We start from the raw sequence: 20485 nt of genomic DNA, 5'->3' as shown, positions 1-20485 counted from the left end.
TTTTCTTCATTTTTCCCTAACTCTTCCGCTAATTGAATCGCTCTACGCAACGTATATATTAAGATGGCCTGTGATGGTGCCTGCTTGTTCAAATCAGGTTGCCAATCAATGAACGACCACCAACTTTCGTCATCTTCCACGATATTTCTATCATCTAAGCGTTCTACACCAATTTCCACTTGACGATACGCAGTTGCCCATAAATCTTCTAGAGCTTCACGATCCTTTGTTGCTTGGTAATAGTCATATAAGGTTGTGGTAAAGAATAAGGAATAATCATATAAAAATGTATCATCTGGAATTAATGATGGTTCAACGAAAAGATTAGCTGAAACTTGACCATCTTGATTCGGTACCGCAGCGAATTGATAGAGATTTCGTTTGACAAGATCATTGCTTTTAAATGTGGCATAATTGGCCATTGCCTGCAATCGAAGGTCTCCTAACCATAATCTGCGATCCCTCTTTGGACCATCTTCAAACACATCTTGCATACAATCTTGCAGTGTTTTGATACTTACTTGATCAATATCAACTAATTCCTGATCTTCATGATTAAAAGGTTCTACTTTCGTCACATCGGCTGAAGTTACCGTTTCTACTGTCGCTTTTTCGAATGATACATTATATTTAGGGGATGTATCTAAAACTTCGATTTTAAGGTAGCGGAAGCTGTATCTCCTTGGCAGTGTAAGCTTATTTGGCAAAACATCGACATGCACAACTTCTTCCTGCAACCATGAACTGCTAATCCAACCATCATAATTAGAAAATGGTTCTGCCATCTCTACAGGCATTTCTCCAAATGTAAGACGCATATGAAGCGGAGCATCGGGCGGACTACCGACTGGAACAATATTTAGAGTTAAATATCCTACTTGATGGTCAGCGAAATCTAGAATAATACGATCCCCTTTGCCCAACACCTCACTTTGCAGAGCATTTATATCTTTCACTGACTTAACTTCCCAACCGTGCATTTTTTCCTTATTATCTACCACTTCCACCATTTGCTTTGCCTCTACTTTTTCACGAAATAACACAGGTTGTAAGTCATTTGCTATTTGTTCGAACTTTTCGTTTCGATTCACATGATGGTTTTGATTTTTTTGAAAGCTCATATTATTTCACCTTCTTCTCATTTTCTACAATTGAACTTCAAGCCATGATCCATCCGTTGGTATTTGCTTTTTATAAGATGAATGATCTTTATGATATTTCAATTCTCCTTTACCAAAACTAGATCGAACTTGAATCTTTTCTCGATCCATATAGATATCCACTTCACCATTTCCGACAGGAAGAGTGCCTTCAAACCACTCTAATCCGCCTAGTTGTGGCTCCACTTCATATACTTCATAACCAGGTTTCAAGGGACGTACTCCTAAGAAGTATTTCCCAATAAGATAAATCGGGCTTGCTCCCCAAGCATGACACAAACTCTTCCCATACTTCATATCATACATCTGATAATGTTCATTTCCACTCTGAGTTGGATCATATTCCTCCCAAAATGTTGTCGCTCCTAAGTCTAGCATGCCGCCCCAATAGTCTAGCATTTCATTTAGTACAAAACGATGCTCGCCAACTTCACATAATGCTGCTAGTTCAAAGAATCGCATATAAGGAGTTTTAATAGCTTGTACATCCGGATTTAACATTACCTGTTCCTTGACTTTATTTTTTTGATCATCATTGAAATAACCAAACATTAAGGCAAACATATTAGGATATTTGGTGATTTTATCTTTTAACTCACCTTGATACCGGTGATGTACAAGACCACCCTTTTCCGCATCCCAAAACAAATCGATTGTTTTTTTTCTCAACTCTTTTGCTTCACGTTTATAGATACTTGCTCTTTCATGGTCATCCACCATCACCGCTACAAGTGACATCGTTTCTAGACTGCGACTCAGTAAAATTTGAATTGTACTGACTTCACCACGGTTATCAATATCCGACCAATCGACAAATACCCAGTCTTCCTGCTTCCCTTCCATAAAACCTTCTTCATTTCTACGGTCCAAGCAGAAATCCATTAGTGAAACCATATTTTCATACTGCGTTTTCACAAATTCAACATCGCCTGTATAAAGATAATAGTCATAAATGCCATTGAACCAATACAAACTGTAATCTAGAATGGTATTGATATGTGTGACAATCGGATCTTTTCCTCTCAATGCAATCAGTGTACGCTTGACCACATCAGGATCATAAAAACTATAATAATTCATCAAAAATGATTGATAAGCATCCCCTGACCATACCCAACGGTCACGCTTAATACCATCGAAGAAAAATTCTCTTGTATTAAGATGAAATGTATACATTGATGTGTCCCAGATTTTATTTAGACGCTCATTTGAACTGCGGAAATGACTGCGGTATTGAACAGGTAAGTATTCGTAATGCATTTGGATCGATTCAAACGTAAATTCTTTTGAATCTGGAACAATCAGCACATAACGGAATGCCCGTGATTTGGTAAAGGTAAAATTTGAATCTACCGTTCCATCTACGTTAACCTGATCTAATAATACGGAATGCTCTCTGTCTTGTGCTTCTGTTTTTGATTCCCCATAATAAACAGTCACTTTACTTTTCCCAGTTATTCCATTCAGCTGTAAATAACCAAATGTCTCCTTGCCAAAATCGACAAGCCATCCATCTTCCGTATCCCACACTTCTGTTGGTGAATGAAGCTGCGTTGCTAAACGATATTGAGAAGGAGACATTTCCGGTGAAGATAACTCCTTTGCCCAACTTCCGACTTGTCTCCAATGTTTGTCATAACAAGATACCTTCCATTGATCACTTGAAAAAATTGTCTTTCCCTCTACGTATAAAGAAGGAACACTTTCCTTACTGTAAACGGCCACCAATAATTCATGTTCTCCAGCTGGAAGTATGACCGTTTCATCGTGATATCGATCATTATCTTTACCATCTAAATAAACAGAAAACTGCCCATCAGCTATAAACCTTACTTCTTCTGGCTGATTTAATTCATATTTATAAGAAAAAATTACAGAGCTATAGTGCTGATCCAAACGCCAAAACGGAGGGAAAATCACTTCACGCATTTCCCTTCTGACAGATACTTGTTCATGCAGCCAAATTTCCCAATCACCTGGATACCAGATCCAGTGAGCATTATTTCGAGTCATTTCCTTCTGACACTCCTTTCACTGTAGAAAATGGCTAGCTCATTCCAAAAAAGGAATGCTGCTAGCCACTGTACACTTTAAAAAGTTAATAAATAGTTACCTGATCCTAACGTAATGGCTATTTCATCCGCTTGCTTTGTAACCTGTAAAACTCCATCCGCTTCCGCAAGCTTTTTACCACTTTCTCTCACACTATTAGGATCTGCTTCTAATAGTTTTATCGTTGCGCTTGTATTAACTGGAACGTTAACTTCTAGCTGCATATTACCTGCTTCATCTTTTTTCCAAGCACTCTTAATTTCACCGTACATGGATTCAAGGGTTGCTTCCGTCCAATCTAATCCTTCACCTACATATGGCTTCACCGTAAATTGTTTGAATCCCGGTACTTCTTCATCTAACTCAAGTCCCGCTACTTTACGGTATAACCAATCACCGATTGCACCATAAGCATAGTGATTAAACGAGTTCATATCGGTACTCCAGAAAGAGCCGTCTTCCTTAATACCATCCCAATGCTCCCAGATAGTTGTCGCACCTTTGGTAATCTGGTAAAGCCAAGACGGGTAATCTTTTTGAAACAATAACTTGTAAGCAGCATCATTCATGCCATTTTCCGTTAGTACATGGTTCAGATAAGGTGTTCCGACAAATCCAGTCGTTAAGTGATAATCCGTTTCCTCAAGCAGTTCTTGTAATTTTTCCACTGCACGTGTTTTCGCTTTACTATCTACAAGGTCAAACATTAATGCTAAAATCTGTCCTGTCTGGGTTGGAACTGCTATCTTACCATTTGGTGTGACAAATTCATCGGTAAATGCTTGTATAATGTTTGTTTCTAATTCAGCATAATAGTGATAATCCTCTTCTCGATCAAGGATCTTTGCAATTCTTTTCACCAATGAAGTGGAATAAGCAAAAAATGCTGTCGCAACATACGGCCTGTCTGTCGCACCTACATAGCTATCAGGCTTCGCATCAAGTGCTAACCAATCTCCAAAATGGAATCCAGTATTCCATAGATAAGGGTTTTCTCCTTGTGATTTAATATATGCAACCCATGCTTTCATACTGTTATATTGCTCCGCTAAAATCCGCTTATCACCATAAGCAATATAAAGTGTCCATGGACAAATCACGGCTGCATCTCCCCAAGCCGCTGAACTAAATGGTCTTGGTTGCGTATGCTCATGCGGCTCTTCCATTGTATCTAGTACATTTGGTACAACAAATGGTACACCACCATCATCTTCTTGATCAGCCTCTAAGTCTCTTAGCCATTTGGTGAAAAAAGGCCCGACATTTGCCAAGTAACTTGCCGTACGAATAAACATCTGTGCATCACCTGTCCAACCTAAGCGTTCGTCACGCTGTGGACAATCTGTCGGCACATCTAAGAAGTTACCCTTTAGCCCCCAGAGGATGTTGTGCTGTAATTGGTTGATAATCGGATCAGAGCATTGAAAATCTCCTGTCATTTCCATATCGGAATGGAGTACAATACCACGGAAATTTTCTAAATTCAGTTGATTTTCCTTGAAACCGATTAGTTGCACATATCGAAATCCTTGGAAGGAAAAGTGTGGTTCAAAAGTTTCCTTACCATTACCACTTATAATATAGTGATTAGTCTGCTTAGCGGTACGAAGGTTCGCTGTATAGAAATTACCTTCCCCATCTAAGATTTCCGCATGTTTGATTTCGACTGTTTGACCTGATTCTCCCTCAATATCAAAAGCAACCCAACCAACCATATTTTGACCAAAGTCAATTACTGTCTCACCATTTGGAGTAGTTAATAATTCCTTTGGTTTTATCGTTTCAATTTTGCGAACTGGTTCATTTTCTTGAGCTACTAAGATATTTTTCGTATGATCTAGCGTTTCTACTGGTTGCCAGTTGTCCTCTTTTATACGGGAGTCATATGTTTCTCCGTGATAAATTTCAGACATTTGAATAGCACTTTCCGCAACTTGCCAGCTCTCATCGGTTTTCACCACTTGTTCACTGCCATCTTCATATTCAAGATGAAGTTGTGCAAGTAAAGCTAAGCGATCACCAAAAATTTCACGCTCTCCTTCCCAGGCAAGATTCCCTTTGTACCAACCGTTACCTAAAAGCCCAGTCCATTTATTTATACCATCTAATAATAGTTCTGTCACATCATAAGTTTGATATTGCAATCTTGATTGATAACTCGTCCAACCTGGAGTAAAGTAGTCCTCTCCAACACGTTGTCCATTTAACTGAAGCTCATATAAACCTAATGCAGTAGCATAGATCCTTGCTCGTTTCACTTTACCTTTTGTGGAAAAAGTAGTCGCTAACTTCGGACAAGGTTCGCCATTTATGTCGATTGGAGGTGTAATCCAATTCGCTTGCCATTCTGAAGCATCTACTAAACCGAATTCGAAAAACGTGATGTCTGACCATTCAGAAACATTTCCATTCTTATCCGTAGCTTTTACACGAACGAAGTAACGTGTACGTGAATGAAAGTCAATGTCACTTAACACAATATGCAAGTTTTCATCAGATGCTACTTGTTGAGAATCCCAAATGATATCTGCGAACTTTTCATCTTTAGCTACTTGCAGTTGATAACTGGCTTGTTTAACATTACGTTGATCAGAGCGTAATTTCCAACTGATACGTGGCTCTCTCACATCAATACCAATCGGATTTTGTTGATATTCACATCTTACGTCATAGACTTCTAACATGTAACAATCCTCCATTTCCTATCCTTTTACCGATCCGGCCGTCATACCCGCCACAATCTTTTCGCTAAAAATTAAGAAAAGAATAAACGGTGGAATCGTAATTAATAACACATTAGTAAATAATAAATTCCAGTCGGTATTATACATACTCATAAAGTTATACAATGTTAACTGTACTGTCGCATTATCTGATCCCGGGAAAAAATATAGCGGGTGTACGAAATCGTTAAAAATCTGCACTGCATTTAAAATAATAACAGTGGAGTGAATCGGTTTTAACATTGGGAATATAATACTGAAAAATAAACGGAATCCACCGCATCCATCGATAATGGCTGCTTCGTCAATACTTTTGGGAATTGTTGCGATAAACCCTGTATAAAGTACAATCGAAAAAGGAATGGAAATAGCAACCATTACCAAGATTATCCCAGGAAATGTCTTGAATATATGGAATTGCTCTAATACCCAAATCGTAGGAACTACAGCTGGTGGTATCATCAATCCAGCTAAAAAAGTAGTGCCTATAACGGAAATCGCTTTACCCTTTCTGCGATGCAATACAAAGGCTGCCATCGAACAGACTACTAATAATATTAAAATAGATGATACGGTAATAACTGTACTGTTAAAAAACGCCAGTAGCAGCATATTATCTCTTGCCGCTAATACTTCCTGGATATTCTCTAAAATCCGAAATTCATTTGGCCAAGCAATGGATAATTGTGATGCTTCTGCGCTTGTTTTCATCGAATTGACGATAATAAAGTAAAAAGGTACGAGAAAAAATACCGCACATGATAATACTGCAATTACTTCGACTATAATCCGAGTAAGACTTTTCTTTTGCTTTGCTTTTTTTGCTTCTGTTTGCTGGCTCATAAATCCACCTCTCTTCTATTCAGGAACTTAAAGATTGGAAAGACGATTACGGCAACCATGATAAACAGAATCACATTACCTGCTGTTGATAAACCGTAAAATCCTGCTTGATATTGCTTATAAATAATCGAAGCAATTAAGTCAGAACTGAATCCTGGCCCGCCGCCAGTCATCGCCCAAACTAAGTCAAATGTTCTTAGACCGCCAATTAAAGCTAAAATAATAACCGCATTAATCGCTGGTCGTGACAATGGCAAGGTAATATACCAAAACGCATTTAATTTATTTCCACCATCAATTTGATGTGCTTCATAGTAATCTTTCGGAATCGACATCATCCCTGCAATAAAGATAACCGTCGCGATACCTACCCCTTTCCACACATCAACAAATGCTACGGAATAGATAGCTAGACTAGGATTCCCAAGCCAATTAGGTCCATTAATACCAAATAAGCCTAATGTCTGGTTAATTAATCCTTCAGACGGGTGCATTAATACACTAAAAGCAATCCCCACTGCAATCGTACTTACTAACACAGGAAAGAAAACGGTCGAACGAATAAATCGCTTCGTTTTTAATTGAGAGGTCAAAATGACAGCTAATATAAGTCCAAGCACTACTTTTAATCCCGCTGTCAGAAATGCGAAAATAAATGTATTTTTAAAACCAATCATTAACGATGACTCTTCAAAAAACATAATAAAGTTTTCAAACCCGATCCATTCCCAATCTGTTAATGTCCAACGAGTGAAACTGAAGAAAAAGGACATAATAGTGGGATAGAGAAATAAAAGCCCATAAATTAATCCAGCTGGTATCAGTAATGCATAGCTATATACTTTATTTACTTTCATAATTGTCACCCCAATACGTTTGTTATAGAAAAGCCCTGTTATAAAAAATACATCATAACAGGGCTATTCATTATCTCTATCTCAATGAATCTTACCAGCCTTCAAGGTCTAATTGTTTTGCTTGACGTTCCACATCTCTATCATATTTTTCTGCAGCTTCTTCTGGTGTAATTAGACCTAGTCCTGTCTCTACCGTAATTTGTTCTAGATTTGGACCTTTGAGTGGTGTTAAGAACTCTAGTGCAGGACCGACTTTTCCTTCTTCTAGATATGCTGTCATATCTTTTACAGCAGGGTATGCATCATCAGGTAATTCCACACCTTCTACTACATAAGGCCCATTTGCTTTCATTACGGACATATATGTTTCAAGACCTTCGTCAGATATAAAATACTCCATCCATTGTTTTGCCGCTTCTACATTCTCTGAATCTTTATTGACATAGATACTACCAGGCAGCCATTGTGTCATACCGTGATCTTCCGGATCATCACCTGGTTGTCCAAAGAAGCCGATGTCTTCAATCGCATCTGGATACGTATCTGCAATTGCTGCTAACGCAAAGGTTAACATTGGATAATGTGCTGCTTCCCCATTTGCTAACATTTCTAATGCATCATTATAACCAGTAGCCGATTCTTCGTCATTGTAATAACCAGCTTCTTGTAATTCGTGTAACTTCTCAAATCCTCTCAAAGCAATTGGAGTATCTGCAAACTTTGCTTCATTGTTTGTAAATTGGTTTGCAAAATCTGGATTATTAGAATAGACATTGTAATAATCAGCTAATAACACTAACTGAGATGTCCAAGTATCTTTATATGAAGCAACAACAGGAACCTTTCCAGCTTCTTTAATTGCTTCATTGTTTGCCATTAGTTCATCCCATGTTTTTGGCACTTCTAATCCTAATTCTTCATACACCTTTTTGTTATATAACCAACCACCAGCAGAACTTGCTTCACCAGGAATACCATAAACGGCATCTCCTACGGAAACAGCTTCTTTAAATTCATCGGTTAGACGATCCATATAGGCTTCTCCAGATAAATCCAAGAAATATTCTTGTGGATTTAAAGCTTTAAAAAGAGAACCAGAGTTATACCACATTAAATCTGTCATTTCTCCAGTAGCAAGTCGGGTTTTTACAATGTTATCCCCCTCTGTACCACCTGGACGCATTTCAAATTTTGTTTTGATATTATATTTTTCTTCAATTTCTGCTGCTACTGCATCAATACCATCTGTTACCGTCTGATTATCAATTAAAAACGTTAAAGTTGTTTCTGGATTTTCTTCCTCTGTTCCTTCTTCATTTCCAGCAGCGTCAGAAGACTCGTTATTAGAATCATCTCCACCACATGCTGCTAATAATAATAGTAATAAAGCCATAAAAGTAAATAAAATGTGCTTTTTTGTTAACCTTTTCATTTATTTTAGCCCCCTTGTGATCTGTTATGCCTTCATTATATAAGCGCTTGCATTCATAAAAAACCTATTTATTTAACTATAAAAAGGGGTGATTTTTACTAAAAAAAAATCACCCCCCATTTGTTTTCGTTTTATATTCCTTCGGTGTTATCCCGGTCACTCTTTTAAAAACGGTCCTAAAATGCTTGGGATCATGATAACCTACTAACCTTCCTACTTCTACTGTTTTCTCCATTCCCTTTTCAAAAAGACCTTTTGCTTTTTTTATTCTGATGTGGGTTAAATATTCTGAAAATGTCATGTTTGTCTGTTCCTTAAATTCTCGTGATAAATAACTTAAACTAACATGGTGTTCATCCGCAAATTGTTGAAAAGTAATATTGTCAGAATAGCTTTCTTGTATCCATTCCTTCACCTTCGGAATAAGATGTTTAGGTGCAATATTTTCATGAGAGATTGATGATGAAATATTAGACAGTAAGACAGTTAACCAATTTTCTAATTGATCATAGGTAATAAAAGTCTCTAATTGATCTATATTGTCATCAATATCCTCTATTTTAATGATGCTGCTAGTAGATTGCTGTAATTTATATATAACCGCATAATACATATCCACTAAAAAGCGATATAACTGCTTTTGCGGAAGCCTTGCCTGCCTGATTTGATTTATTAAGTGATCAATTTGCTTTGGAATCGATGCAAATTGATGATCGCTCAGTTTGCTTTCCATTACTCTCACAGTATCCCATAAAAATGTAATATCTTTATCTATCATTTCTGCACAGCGATTTTGTTGATTCAATAAAGTCGGTTCCCCAAATAATTTGTGATTGTCCATCTTCTTTTCTGCTTCCTGATAACTTTCATTTAGCGTCATTTTATTTCCCTTTAAATGTACACATAAATGAACTTGTCCAAGATGATTAAAATAATGAAATAGTTTTTGAATAGAAATTCTGGAAATGTTTTTGTCATTATCATTTTCTATTAATAATATTTTCCGACACTCATCAATGGATAGAAACCAAAACTTTTTCTCCTTACCCATCACCTCACTTATTTTTTCCACCTCAACCTCTACATGTAATGGATTTTTTGCTTTCCAGTTACCAAATAAAACGTAAATCATCAATAATGGCTGATTATCAAAGCTTGTGGCATCGTAATTGTTCTGTTCCATTGACTGAAATAACAGTCTGTTTATCGACCATTGTTGTTTCAATGTTTCTTCCTTTTTTCGATTGTGAATAGATACCAATGTTTGATCGATCGTTTCAAATAAAGCATCTTTTTTAATCGGTTTTAATATATAATCAACAACACCTAATTGAATACCTTTCTTTGCATAATCAAAAGTGTCATGTACGGTCAAAAAAATGCATTCTATCTTATTATCATGCGATTTTAATTTTTCTACTAGCTCCAACCCATCTGTACCTGGCATAGTGATATCTGTGATAACAAGATCTGGAATTGTTTCTGCTAATTGATCAAGGGCTTCTTCTCCATTTTCAAAATAAAACATATTATGATTCGTTTCATATTTTTTTAACAAAGTCCTTAACTCTAATAACGCCCAATATTCATCTTCCACAACGAAGATATTCATAATGACCCCTCCTTTATTACTCTTGATAAGGTAAGATAATAATTACTTTGGTCCCTGCATCTTCACTGCTTTCTATATTCATTTCATAACGATACCCATACATTAACTCTAATCGCTGAGAGATATTATTCAAACCAATACCTTCATTGTTATCTAACATTTTTTGATTTAGTTTTTTCCTAACCTGTTCAAGTGTTTGTTGACCCATGCCCTTGCCATTATCACGGACATTTACGACAAGACTGCCTTCCTTTACAAAAGCTTCTAAAGTAATTCTTCCCCCAGATTTTTTATCTTTCAACCCATGATTGACAGCATTTTCAACAATTGGTTGAATCAACAATTTAGGTATCAAAGCATCCTTTGCTTTACCTTCTATATCTTGCTGTAATGTAAACCGATCTCTAAAGCGATGATGTTGAATTCTCATATAATTTTCTATATGATCTAATTCTTCTTGGAGGGTTACTTTTTTATCCAAGTCTTTCATACTATATTTAAATAATTCAGACAATGATTCAGATATCTCTGCTACTTCTTCTACACCCTTTACACGACTAATGGATTTCATTACATTTAATGTATTGTACAAAAAATGCGGATTAATTTGTGATTGTAAAGCAGATATCTTAGCATTTTTTTCAGTGATACTGGATTCATAAACTTCCTTAATTAACTTATTAATGCTATCTAACATACGATTATAGACTCTAGTAAGCACATCCATTTCAGGATGTCCAGTTAATACCATTCGATCTGTTAAATCTCCTTTTTCTACTTTCCTCATCTTTCTCATCATTCCCGTAAAAGGTTTGGTAATATTATAAGAAAGAAGGTATGAAATAACTCCGATGACAAAAATAGCAATAAATCCACTAATAGCAATAAATAATAAGATTTGATTCCGTTCATAAATAATAAATTTATTATCAATAAGAACTACGGTATTCCAATTAGTAAAATTGGAATAATCATTAGCATACAGATAAGAATTGGATTGCCATGTCAATGTCCCATCTTTAGGCTCATTTTCTCGTACATCAGGTAAATTCAAACCAATTTCGCTTTCTCCTATGAAGTTTCTATTATGATCATAGATAACCGATTGATTTTCCGCTAGAACAAGGATTGTCATATGTTCTTCTATTTCCTGCACATTTTCTAATTCTAGCAATTTTTCAAAAACGTCTATACTTATATCTATTTTTATAACTCCAATTTTGTTTCTTTGTGGAATTCTATATATGTTCCGAACTAGAGAAACTACTTGTTTTTCTTCTCCATTTTGAAATACTTTTTTCTCTGTTGGGAGTAAAAGGAAAGAATTTTTATCGATTTGATCAAGGGACATCATCCAACCCTTTTGTTGTGTTTCATACCTAACTTCTATATCACCACTTTGATCATAATCGAATACAGTTCCAGTGTTTGTGTAAATCGTTATACTTGCAATATCAGATCGTGGATACATTTGATTAAACAACCTTGGATACATATTATTCCTAATATTGATATCATTATATAATCCTTGCTTATCTTGATAATTAGATAACGTGTCCTGGATGTAAGAATCAGTAAAAATCGCTAAAGAAAGACGATCAATATCCTGAAAATATAAATCAATCGTTCTCGACAATTGTCCGGATAACACTTTTGACATGGATTGTGTCTGATTCTTCATTTCATTAACGTTAGTTAAATACATGGCAACACCAATAATAGTGATAACCACAACGAAAACGCTCGCAAAAGTGATAAATATCTTGTTCTTTATTGGCAAGGAGCGGAAAAATTGTCTCATACTATCCTCCAAATTTGCAATTTTATAATTGCGACAATTATAAGCTTGTTTTTCAAATGAATCAATGTCATTTTTAGGTAGAAGACATAAAAAATTCCCGGAGATTGATTATCTCTCCGAGAATTTTTTATCGTTCAGTAGCTTTAGGAAACTAATAAGGGAAGAGCTATCTTCTAATATTATCGTTTTATAGAAACTGCGGATGAGTTGCGACTTTTACAATGCGAATCACAAAATGAGTACAATGTTGTGACTTTTTCCGCAGGGAATGTTTGTAATACAGCATCACAGCTTCTACATACAATAGTCCCCATATTTGGTGTATAGCTTTGTAATTTCATTTACATCACCCTCCTAATTTCTCAGTTCTCTTTTTGTAACCGTTTTATTTATTGTAACACTTATTATATTTAATGTACACTATTTATTTAAAAAATGTTATTAATGTACATTATTTAAATGTTTCATTAAAATATATGCAGTATTATTAACCTGTAGAATATTCAATTTTATTCAATAAATAAAACTCGTCGATTGACGAGCCCTTAGCGAAGTCAGAGACGTAGTTGCACTTATCTATATTCCTAAAATTGTCCACTACGTTGAAATTGCTTCCTTGCTGACAATTTAATACTTTCCTAGACGGGCACAAAAAAGGTGAACGTTACTTTACATGTAACGTTCACCTTTATAATGGTGATAAACAGCAAACCTTTTACAACACATCAGGCTATCACTATAAAACCATTCACTCTTATATATTTATTCTTGATCTATTCGTTCAAACGGAGAGTTTACTTCCTCTTGCTCTTCTATTTCCAATTTCTTCATAATTAATTCTTGCCTTCTTTTAATCGTATGCAAACTATATAAAATATAGACCAGAATGGCTATCAAGATGATAAACCACAGCATTATACCCCTCCCATATCGCTATTTCTCCCAACTAATACCTGCAAGTCGACTGTGATAACATGTAAATTCTCGGCTAATTCACTCATTTTATTTTCCGAAATTTTATTCCAGGTTAATGGTGTCATTTTCAATAATGAAGTTCTTAACGATTCCGGAACAGACCACTCATATTGAACTTCTATGCTTTTTACTTGAGCATAATGCTGGTGGAAAGTGTCCATTGCCTCTGTATTTTGATAAGTTTGCTTGGATTTATCAAGAACTAGTTCCCTAATTTCTTTTAAATACTTTGATCTTGGAACTACTTTTATCACGATTCCATCATCATGCAACAAGCGATCAAATTCTTGATAATTCGCTGGTGACAATATATTTAAAAGTATATCAAACTGCTTTGTCTGAAATGGACTTTTGGCTAAGTCCCCAACGGCCCATAAAAATTCGGGGTAGTACTTTGCCGCTGTCGTAATCCCATCTTTGGATATATCCACTCCTACACCAACTGTATCTAGTCTTTTTAACCTTGACACAATCTGTGCTAAGTGTGATCCTTCTCCACAGCCTATATCTAATACCGATACGGTGCTTTGATTCTGAAATTTTCCCATTTCTTCCGCTATGACTTGGTGCAACCGATCATACATACCGCTTTGAATTATTTGATGTCTTGCCTCAAACAAGACTTTTGTATAATCATTTGGAGATGCTTGCATCAAAAAATTCACATAACCTTTTTTGGCAAGGTCAAACCGATGTCCTTTTGCACATATCACCGTTTTATCTTCTAGTACAATGTTTTCTTGACAAATGGGACATCTGAATAATTGTCGATTTTGTTGTATTTGAAAAGCTGTCTGTTCAATTTTTTTCATATATTTTACTCCATTATTTTCATTATGAATATCCACATCTATCATAGCTTGACAAATCATTTATTGCAATCCAATGACATTAGTTCCTCTAGCATGCTAAGCCAGAGGGAGCTATCCTCTGACTAATTTATTTCTCATTTTATTAGAAGATAATTCTACGATTAAAATAAGTATAACTAACCCAATAAGAATGGATCCAACTTCATTCCAACGATAGGCGTTCATCGCAAAAATTAAAGGCGCACCAATCCCTCCTGCTCCTACAAGACCTAAAACAGATGCTTCTCTCAAGTTCATATCAAATCGATAAATCATAATAGAAAGAAAGATGGCAAATAATTGCGGGACAATGCCATAGCGAATTTTCTCGAATGCCGTGCAGCCAATCGATGTCATCGATTCAAAAATACTTGTATCCAAATCTTCTATAGCATCTACATACAATTTCGCAAGCATGCCGATCGAGATTAATGCTATCGTTAGCACCCCTGCAAATGGTCCTGGACCAGTCACACGGATAAACATTAACCCATACACTAAAGCTGGAACGGTTCGAATAAAAATTAATAATAACCTTGTCAGAAAAGCAACTGGTTTAGGAGCTACATTGGACGCTGACAAAAATGCCAAGGGGATCGCTAATATGGAACCAATGATGGTACCCAAAAAAGCAATTGCAATAGTTTCTATTAATAGGTATAAAACTCCTTGTGAAGTAACATTCAATAACAGTTCAAGATCAGGACTGACAATACCTGTTAAAATATTAGATGCGATTAACCAGCCTTTTTCCTCTACATTGTTTAAATTCACCGTCGTTAATGACCAAGCAAACAGCAGTAATATAACCATAACAACTGTCCATACATAACGATGATTGCGTGGTGCTGCGTATAGTTGTTGTTCCAATGCATTCATATTGTTCTTCTCCTTAAATTAACTTTTTCCGAAAATGCTCGCTAACTGTTTCAATTAAAAACACCGTAATCGCAAGCATGAATAGCACCATTCCTACACTTGCGTAGTCTCTCCATCCTAGTCCTTCATTTAACAAGAGGCCGATACCGCCTGCTCCGACATACCCTAAAATAGCTGCATATCGGACATTTCCTTCAAAACAAAATAGAGAAGTGGACAGATAATTAGGCAACACTTGAGGGAAAATGGCATATCGAAATGCTTGATATCTCGTCATTCCAATCGATTCCATTGCTTCAAATGCATCCATGCTAGCATTTTCAATCTGTTCATATAATAGCTTACCGACATACGCTAATGTGAATAAAAAGATAGCAACAGTCCCCGCTAATGTTCCTAGTCCAAAAATAAAGGTAGCAATAAGTGCTGAAACAAGCGTTGGCATGGTTCTTAACAAACTAAGGAAAACTCTCATAGTTGTAATAACTGTTTTGCTCTTCACTACATTAGTTGAAGCAAAATATGCGGCTGGAATAGCTGCTAGAGAACCAAGCAATGAGCCTAGCAGAGACATTTTAATCGTATCCATTAATGGCTTCCATAAACTTGGGAAGTACTCCCAATTAGGTGGAATCATTTGGCCTACTATAACAAAAAACTCTTGCCAACGTTCTACCAAGACTTGAAACTTAAAATTTGTAAATTCTATTGATACAAGAACGGCTATTACAAGGAGGATGAAAATAAAAGGAGTGCGCGATCTTTTTTCACAAACGATTTTTCCATTTTTTAGTGCTAATTTTTTCGGTGGGAGTACTTTATCAAGCATAAGCTCCTTCTCCTTCAATACCTTCTTTTACTTCGTCGACTTTTCCTTTGTAAATATGATCTAACACTTCTTGCGTCACATTCTGAGATTGGCCATCATACACAATTTGTCCTTCTCGCACACCGATAATGCGATCAGCATACGCCAATGCCACTTCCACATGATGGATATTCATCAAAACGGAAATTCGCATCTCTTGATTGATACGTTTAAAGTCTTCCATTACCTGTTTCGACGTAACAGGGTCTAAGGATGCAATAGGTTCATCAGCTAATAAGATATCTGGTTTTTGTGCTAACGTCCTTGCTAAAGCTACACGCTGCTGCTGTCCACCTGACAATTGATCCACTCTCACATACGCTTTGTCCAATATACCTACTTGATCGAGAGCGGCTAATGCTTTTAATTTTTGTTCTTTTGCAAAGAATCCGGATATTTTTCTCCAAAAGGGCAGCTCTGGAACAAAGGATACCAACACATTTTTTAACACTGTTGTTCTAGTAACAAGGTTAAACGATTGGAATATCATACCGATCCTCTTACGAAATTTGCGAATATCTTTTCCTTTCAATTTGCCTACCTCTATCCCATCTACGATTAAGGATCCTTCCGTTATATCATGCATTCGATTAATACAACGAATAAGAGTCGACTTTCCTGCACCAGATAGTCCAATAACGGCTACAAATTCGCCTTTTTCTACTTTCAAATTTATATGTTGCAATGCTTTTACTTTATTTGGATATGTTTTCTCTACATTTATAAACTCTATCATTGTTAATCTCCATCCTTGATAAGCTTCTATATACGTGTAAAAATGAGAACATCAGAATACGATGTTCTCATTTCATTCAATTCATGATCTCATAGCTAGAATAAGAATATAAGATCTAGTTTAAACTTTGCACCATTTCTTGTGCTTCACGTTCATTATCATAATCTGAATCTGTTGCTTCTTGGTAACCTTCATGATTATAAATAGAGATCACTTCTTGTCCTTCTTCCGTTTCTGCGATATTCATAAAGGCTTGCTGAATAGCTGCTTTTAAATCTTCATCCATAATATCGGAGTTTTTGCTCACACTTACCGTATCATTATAAATGCCAGGAGTTACGCCAATGACATTGGTTTCATCCCATATAGATGCTTCACGTTCGAAATCACCTTCCCATGATTCCGCATTATCACGTCTTGCATCAGCGTAGGTCACCATTACGTCAATTTGCTCTGCCGCCAATCTAGCAAATGCATTACCATATGAATCTGCCTGCACAACATTTTCTAAATCTGTAATAGTCTTATCATAGTTATCTTTTAACCAAAGAGCTGGGTAAATATATCCCGCTGGAGAAGAAGAAGACATAACAGCCCATGATGCACTATTAAGATCATCAAATGTTAACTCTTCGTTATTATTGACTTTTTCAGCTAACTCTTGTCCTTTTTCAGATGGACCAGCAATCATTAAAGCACGATAATAGGTTACTTGATTATCTGCACTTTCTGTCGGCTTGTTTTCATTCCAATCCTTCGCGTTATCAGAATCATTATTTAAACCAGCACGTGTTGCAGTTAAAATGACCTCAGCCCCATCATCATACAATACATATGTACCTCCAGGAATTAAACCTATATCTGACGTTCCTGCTGATAAAGCCTCACCCACTGCTTCGTAATTTGTACCTACAGTAATATCTACCTCGCCCACATCATATCCTAAATCAGCTAGCTCTTCTGTTAATAATCCTTTCAAAGGTTCCGTAGCTGTTACAATTTCTTCTGGATCTCTAGAAGGCACAAAGCCAATAGATAATTGATCAATTGTTTTATTACTTGCTTCTTCGTCTGTAGTCTCTTCTTCGCTTTCAGATTCTGTATCATTTTCCGTTTCATTTGCTTCTGTCTCATTATCCGATGTATTATCTGCATTTCCCTTTTCTGCATCACCACACGCTACTAGCACGGAAAAAAATGCAATCAATAATAAAAACCATAATTTCTTTAACATAATTGTCCCCTTCCTATATCTATAAAGTTTAGAACCTATTATCATCATAAAGAATGAATATTAAGCTAGTATGAACTTACTGTAAAATAATGTATATTTTGTGTAAATTATGAGTATAAATAGGGACTAGCATATTAAGCTAGCCCCATTTTTCTATAACTAATGTATAATATGAAAATCATCGATATTAATACGTTCCCCTGATGTTCCTCCTACAACAATTCTAAACCTTACAGTGTTTGTTTCATTGACCTGTATGGTTTCTGATGCTAATGCGCTTCCGCTGCTATATGGTCCTGCCACGCTTGTCCATGTTGTTCCTCCGTCCGTTGATTTTTCTAAACTCCAGTTAGCACCACTATCGCTTCCAAAATTCGCATGTTCCAATGTGATACTTTCTGCTTCATTAACATCGAAGTTCATCGATATGATTCCATTCGAACGAATTCGAGCTGACTGTGTTCCATTTTTCTTATCCGACGATAAAGAACCTAATAACGCATTATCAAAATACCAGGAGCCAGATTCTAACGTGACATCATCTGCCGCATATGCTCCTTTACTTCCACTGTCGAAGTTCTCAAATGAAAAAGTAGATGGCTCTGTGATGTTAACATCATCGATATTGATACGTTCTCCTGATGTTCCTCCTACAACAATTCTAAACCTTACAGAATTTGTTTCATTGACTAGTATGGTTTCTGATGCTAACGCGCTTCCGCTGCTATATGGTCCTGCCACGCTTGTCCATGTTGTCCCTCCGTCCGTTGATTTTTCTAAACTCCAGTTAGCACCACTATCGCTTCCAAAATTCGCATGCTCCAATGTGACACTTTCTGCTCCATTAACATCGAAATTCATCGATATGATTCCATTCGAGCGAATTCGAGCTGACTGTGTTCCATTTTTCTTATCCGACGATAAGGATCCTAATAACGCATTATCAAAATACCAGGAGCCGGATTCTAACATGACATCATCTGCCGCATATGCTCCTTTACTTCCACTGTCGAAGTTCTCTATTAATCCATCAACTGGATCATCAGAATCATTGCTTTCTTCATATCCATAAGACCCCTCTTTAAATGTGGAACGATCCCACCATTTATAACCAGCAGCTGGATCACTCCAAGGCTCCTCTTCTGGTTCCGTTGAAGATACCGGATCTTCCATACTTAATAAAGATGTTTCTTGATCGAGTTCAAATCCAGAGACCTCATCAAAAGACGAATAATTTTCTTGATTCGCTAACCAATCTATTAGATTAATTAACAGAATATGATTATCCTGGTCATAAAATCCATCATACGTTCTTTTAGTACCACCTGTTTCTTCTCTTTTATATTTAGGTGTGATATCTTCTACAGGGGATGAATCACCAATCACAGCCACTTTACCTAAGCTGGATTTACTAATGGCTACATATGGACCTTCTTCTATCCCGCCACCGTTGTATACACCTTGATCCACAGCATATGCCCAAGAATCATTCGTTTCCTCAATATAGACAATTCCTTTTGCCTTATTTGGATCTGTAATTGCAATAGTAGAACCTGCATGCATTGTCATCGTACTGACATTATTAGTAATGTTAAAAGACTGTGAAGGTGACACAATTACATCTGAATAAACATCACCTAATGCATTATAACGAATTCGCATACCAAAATTATCACTCAACCAATCAGAATTCGATACATCATCCATGTATAAGGAATCCGCTTCTTCCTGACTCATTCCTAAAGTCGGATCTTCCCATGCACCACGTCGATATCCATTAAATGCTTCAGAAGAATCCCATCTATTTTTATTTCGATCTGCATTATAATGGTCAGCAATAAAAAATATACTTCCACCTTGATCCACATAATCTAACATCGCTTGTTGTTCTTGGTTAGAGAAAGGAATATTTGCTTCTGGTATGACAAAGACATCATAATCTGATAAATCACTTAAGGTAAACCTGCCTTCTTTTCTTAACTCCTTTACATAATACCCTTCTTCTGCAATCGCTTCAGCAAAATCAGAAAAAGCACCGTCTATCACCCAATCTGCAGCACCTGCAGTTTGGCCATGCGTATTATCAAACAAAACAGATAAGCCATTAGATGAACCATTTGGGCTAATTTCTGGTGCAGGATCAAGTGGACCTTCCGCATCAACCGTTGGTACAAATACAGCAATAAAACACAAGAACGCTATCAGCAAATAAGACCATTTCTTAAACATACTCATTCCTCCAATATTTTTTCATCAACCAATGGCAGCCTACAACCTCCTCTATCTGTTACTACACCTTAAAACTATCAAACAAATATTATGTGGATATAAGCTGAGTGTTAATTTAAAGTTAATTATTTACAAATTCATGAAAAAGAAAAAAGACTAGACACTCTAAAATGTACCCTATAGAGTAGACACTTTGAAAAAAGGACTACTTTATAGGGGGTTTTTTTGTATAC

General features: G+C 36.3%; 16 protein-coding genes. All 16 read right to left on the bottom strand.

Annotated features, from left to right (window positions below; translation table 11 throughout):
- On the bottom strand, window positions 1-1121 hold a 1121-nt coding region (locus tag GHD00_RS19745), incomplete at its 3' end, for an alpha-L-rhamnosidase-related protein (RefSeq protein ID WP_163539911.1).
- Between the two features lie 24 nt (window positions 1122-1145).
- Window positions 1146-3173, bottom strand: a complete 2028-nt coding sequence (locus GHD00_RS19740) for an alpha-L-rhamnosidase-related protein (protein WP_163539910.1) — start codon at window positions 3171-3173, stop codon at window positions 1146-1148.
- Window positions 3174-3250: 77 nt separating this feature from the next.
- On the bottom strand, window positions 3251-5896 hold the full coding sequence (locus tag GHD00_RS19735) for an alpha-L-rhamnosidase (RefSeq protein ID WP_163539909.1): 2646 nt from the start codon (window positions 5894-5896) through the stop codon (window positions 3251-3253).
- A gap of 18 nt (window positions 5897-5914) precedes the next feature.
- Window positions 5915-6778, bottom strand: coding sequence for a carbohydrate ABC transporter permease (locus tag GHD00_RS19730; RefSeq protein ID WP_163539908.1), 864 nt, complete (start codon window positions 6776-6778; stop codon window positions 5915-5917).
- On the bottom strand, window positions 6775-7635 hold the full coding sequence (locus tag GHD00_RS19725; protein WP_163539907.1) for a carbohydrate ABC transporter permease: 861 nt from the start codon (window positions 7633-7635) through the stop codon (window positions 6775-6777). Before GHD00_RS19725 ends, GHD00_RS19730 begins: the two co-directional genes overlap by 4 nt.
- A 91-nt stretch (window positions 7636-7726) precedes the next feature.
- A complete protein-coding gene (locus tag GHD00_RS19720) occupies window positions 7727-9067 on the bottom strand; it encodes an ABC transporter substrate-binding protein (RefSeq protein ID WP_163539906.1) in 1341 nt (446 codons plus the stop codon).
- 109 nt (window positions 9068-9176) lie between these two features.
- Window positions 9177-10679: a response regulator transcription factor gene (locus GHD00_RS19715; protein WP_163539905.1), complete on the bottom strand. Its 1503-nt coding sequence runs from the start codon at window positions 10677-10679 to the stop codon at window positions 9177-9179.
- Between the two features lie 16 nt (window positions 10680-10695).
- Entirely contained in the window at window positions 10696-12480 is a 1785-nt protein-coding gene (locus tag GHD00_RS19710) for a sensor histidine kinase (RefSeq protein WP_163539904.1), read from the bottom strand.
- Between the two features lie 179 nt (window positions 12481-12659).
- Window positions 12660-12794, bottom strand: coding sequence for a GapA-binding peptide SR1P (locus tag GHD00_RS19705; protein ID WP_163539912.1), 135 nt, complete (start codon window positions 12792-12794; stop codon window positions 12660-12662).
- A 448-nt stretch (window positions 12795-13242) separates the two neighbouring features.
- Window positions 13243-13395, bottom strand: coding sequence for a hypothetical protein (locus tag GHD00_RS19700; RefSeq protein ID WP_163539903.1), 153 nt, complete (start codon window positions 13393-13395; stop codon window positions 13243-13245).
- Window positions 13395-14327 carry a putative RNA methyltransferase gene (locus GHD00_RS19695; RefSeq protein WP_205600800.1) on the bottom strand — a complete coding sequence of 311 codons (933 nt, stop codon included), beginning with the start codon at window positions 14325-14327 and terminating at the stop codon, window positions 13395-13397. The genes GHD00_RS19700 and GHD00_RS19695 overlap by 1 nt, the downstream gene beginning before the upstream one ends.
- Before the next feature lie 51 nt (window positions 14328-14378).
- On the bottom strand, window positions 14379-15185 hold the full coding sequence (phnE, locus tag GHD00_RS19690) for a phosphonate ABC transporter, permease protein PhnE (RefSeq protein ID WP_163539901.1): 807 nt from the start codon (window positions 15183-15185) through the stop codon (window positions 14379-14381).
- A 13-nt stretch (window positions 15186-15198) separates the two neighbouring features.
- Window positions 15199-16014 carry a phosphonate ABC transporter, permease protein PhnE gene (phnE, locus tag GHD00_RS19685; protein WP_163539900.1) on the bottom strand — a complete coding sequence of 272 codons (816 nt, stop codon included), beginning with the start codon at window positions 16012-16014 and terminating at the stop codon, window positions 15199-15201.
- The gene (gene phnC, locus GHD00_RS19680; RefSeq protein ID WP_163539899.1) at window positions 16007-16789 is read right to left on the bottom strand and encodes a phosphonate ABC transporter ATP-binding protein; all 783 of its coding nucleotides are present in this window, start codon (window positions 16787-16789) and stop codon (window positions 16007-16009) included. The genes phnE (GHD00_RS19685) and phnC overlap by 8 nt, the downstream gene beginning before the upstream one ends.
- Before the next feature lie 115 nt (window positions 16790-16904).
- On the bottom strand, window positions 16905-18023 hold the full coding sequence (locus GHD00_RS19675) for a phosphate/phosphite/phosphonate ABC transporter substrate-binding protein (protein ID WP_163539898.1): 1119 nt from the start codon (window positions 18021-18023) through the stop codon (window positions 16905-16907).
- 159 nt (window positions 18024-18182) lie between these two features.
- Window positions 18183-20252 (bottom strand): GldG family protein, encoded by a 2070-nt coding sequence (locus GHD00_RS19670; protein ID WP_240468767.1) that lies wholly within the window; start codon window positions 20250-20252, stop codon window positions 18183-18185.
- Between the last annotated feature and the right edge of the window lie 233 nt (window positions 20253-20485).

Origin of the sequence: Gracilibacillus sp. YIM 98692 (genome assembly GCF_010993965.1) — a bacterium.
Lineage (GTDB): Bacteria > Bacillota > Bacilli > Bacillales > Amphibacillaceae > Gracilibacillus.
The sequence above is the reverse complement of the archived record's forward strand: the minus strand, read 5'-3'. Positions and strand labels throughout refer to the sequence as shown.